The 1,132-nt window shown below is 46.2% G+C and carries 1 protein-coding gene; it reads right to left on the reverse strand.

Annotated features, from left to right (window positions below; all coding sequences use genetic code 11):
• Window positions 1–956, reverse strand: a 956-nt coding sequence (gene pepT / locus R7P35_RS25665) for a peptidase T (RefSeq protein ID WP_318093253.1), incomplete at its 3' end; no start/stop codon positions are given.
• Window positions 957–1,132 lie beyond the last annotated feature (176 nt).

Here is a 1,132-nt window from a genome sequence, read left to right on the forward strand (position 1 = left end):
TCTCTGTCGGTAATGTTAAGTTCGACTGAACCGTGTTTCAGACCTGCGTTCATTTCATCGACAAGTTTTTGCATCAGCGCCTTACGTTCTTCTAACCCTTCACGGTCAAAATCGCGGATGATGTAACCAAGTTCACTGCGGGCGATACCCAATTCTCCCGATTTCAGATGGAAGAAACCCTCATACCCTTCGGTGGTTTCAGGGGTTTGGTCTGCTGGCATTTTAACTTGGAATTGCGCCGCTAAATTCATCGCATTGACCATTTTGCCTTTAGCCGTACCTGGATGAACGCTTACGCCATGGAAAATCACATCAGCGCTTGCCGCATTGAAGTTCTCATATTCAAGTTCGCCTTGCGGGCCACCATCGATAGTGTATGCCCATTTCGCGCCAAACTTCTCAACATCAAACAAATCTGCACCACGACCGATTTCTTCATCCGGAGTAAAACCGATACAAATGTCACCATGAGGAATGTCTGGATTCTCAATCAACATCGCGATCGCAGACAAAATTTCTGCGATGCCCGCTTTGTTGTCCGCGCCAAGCAACGTTGTGCCATCGGTGGTAATCAAATTGTGGCCGTGCAGGTTGTGCAAGTCTGGGTACTGAACCGGAGACAACACTTCGTCTCCCAACCCAAGTGCAATATCGCCACCTTGATAGTCTTCAACAAATTGCGGATTTACATTCTTACCAGACGCATCTGGTGCAGTATCCATGTGGGCGATAAAGCCGATTGGTGGAACATCGTAATCAACATTCGACGGCAGTTTTGCCATCAAGTAACCGTGTTCATCTAAAGTCACATCGCTCAAACCAAGATCTAGCATCTCTTGTTTCAACAACTCTGCAAAAACGAGTTGGCCAGGTGAACTTGGGCATTGGGCAACATGGGGATTTGATTGGGTGTCAAACGTGACGTAGCGAAGGAATCTTTCAACTAAATGCTTCATATTTATTCTCATTGTTCTAAGCGATGAACACCAGACTACGCATCGTACTCAAACAAACCGGCAATACTAAGGTTTGCCGAACATGGGTAGCTCTGACTAATGAACTCCAATTACTCTGAATGAGTTCGGCTACCTAATGTTATTTAAATGCGAGGCCGCCTAGTGCCCGTAATAAA

The sequence above is a fragment of the Vibrio sp. Vb0304 genome, assembly GCF_033338995.1.
Taxonomy (GTDB): domain Bacteria; phylum Pseudomonadota; class Gammaproteobacteria; order Enterobacterales; family Vibrionaceae; genus Vibrio; species Vibrio alginolyticus.